Genomic DNA, 1,808 nt, shown 5'->3' with positions numbered 1-1,808 from the left:
AAGTGAAAAAGCCCTTCTTCATCGGTGACAACAAAGGAGCCTTCCTCGAGAATCAACCTGGTAGGAAGAGGCGCAGTATCTTCTAAGTCGTAGTAGCCGTTTTCATTATTATCTACATAAACTCTACCCACTATTCCCGAGCCCTGGTTCATAGGTCTGAAGACTGCAACATCTGCAAAAGCAGGTTCTGTCTCAACTTCCGAAGTGAATTCTTCCGAAAGAATGCTACAGGTTGCAATCACCCTGTTCTGAAGAGATTCACCCGTAAATTGCTCCAATTTCAGACGATAGACAATCACAGTCTTCTCAGCGGGTCCCAGATCGTCGAGATCACTGAAAAGCAGTCTATCTCCCACGATGTTAGGCTCGACGGGAATGCCGTTGATTGTGGAAGTTCCTTTTATGTATGATGTTCCTGGGGGGATGTTGTCTTCAAGTGCAAGATCAGTCACAGTTGCAATGGAGCTTGGATTTGTAACTTCAATCCTGTAAGTTAGCTCTGAGCCAAGCTCCACAACAGAAGGCGATACGGTTTTTATCAGTTCCAGTTTGCCATGATAGATTTTCGCGCTTATAGTACCGGATTCGGTGTAACCGCCAGCTCCCTCAACGGATGCCGAATTCTCTATGAGCACTCCTTCAGGAAGATCTTCGGCAGACCTGCATTTGAAGAAAATGGTTACAGTTTCTAGCGGGTCAAGAGATTCGAGCTCAATCTCCAGAATCCTCTCTTCGCTTTGGAAAGAGACTGATGCTTCTCTTGTCACCTCTATCTCATATGGTTCCGACAGCATCTCGGAGATCTTATCTTTCACAACTATTCTTCCGCTACGTTGATCTATGTTGTTGCTGACAGATATAGAATATCGCATCTCCTCTCCGGGAAGAACGAGAGATCCTGAGAGCAAGGTCTTTTCTATATCGATCGAATCGGCCCCCTTGATCAGAGGGATTATGTCTATTGTTCTGTTTGTCTTCTCGCCCATTCGCGTCTCGGGAATGAACTTAAAGGTTTTGCCGTTGTTATCTCCGGTAACATCCTGTGCAACGGTAACCTCTAGGATTACATCGACTTCTCCTCCAGGCGAAACTTCTCCGACGTCAACATTGCCGCTGTTATCACTATCTTCTAAAGGAGTTCCCAATACATCTAGAAATCTGAAAGTCCATCCGTCCAGATCGAAATTCGCGCTGTCGACAAGAAGATCCATGATCCCCGAGACGTTCCCCGAATTCTTAAGCGTGTGGACAAAACTTACCTTCTGACCGCTGTAAACTGTTACAGTGCTTATCGTGGTATCTTCAGCTGTCATTTCCGGAGCTTCGGGATATCCTTCGGGGCCAATAAAGGGATTCTCAAGAGCCATGATGGAGAAATCCACGGTATTTGTCTCGATCTCTTGAGTTTCATCGAACCCGTAGTAGGTCAAATAAGCAGTGTTATACCGGATTCCCGGGCCGGCAGAGACAGGAAAGAAGACGTCAAAGCGTACGTTGATGGTTTCTGCAGGCAATACACTCAAGAACGTCATCTCAAAACCCTTGATGTCTGAACTTTCTTCGGGTCTGGTTTGCGACCAGTTGCTTCCGTCGAAAAAACGTATGGTGAAACGCGTGTCTGAAGTTATGGAGTTGGTGTCGACAATGCCGTCTATGGAAATCCCGTTGAAATCTATGTACTCTACGACCGTTATGAAATCAATTTCGAAAGAGTAGTTGTTATCTATGTTTATTGAGAACTCTTGTGCCGTGCCCGGAGATACTCTTTCGAAGGAAAGCGACTTCTCTGCAGTAAGCATCTCCTCTTT

Annotated in this window: 1 protein-coding gene; it reads right to left on the bottom strand. The window is 45.8% G+C overall.

The genetic code is table 11. The features are described from left to right. A partial coding sequence (locus tag ENN47_04845) for a DUF11 domain-containing protein (GenBank protein HDP77510.1) occupies window positions 1-1,808 on the bottom strand: 1,808 nt, incomplete at both ends.

Source organism: Mesotoga infera, from assembly GCA_011045915.1.
Lineage (GTDB): Bacteria > Thermotogota > Thermotogae > Petrotogales > Kosmotogaceae > Mesotoga > Mesotoga infera_D.
The sequence above is the reverse complement of the archived record's forward strand: the minus strand, read 5'-3'. Positions and strand labels throughout refer to the sequence as shown.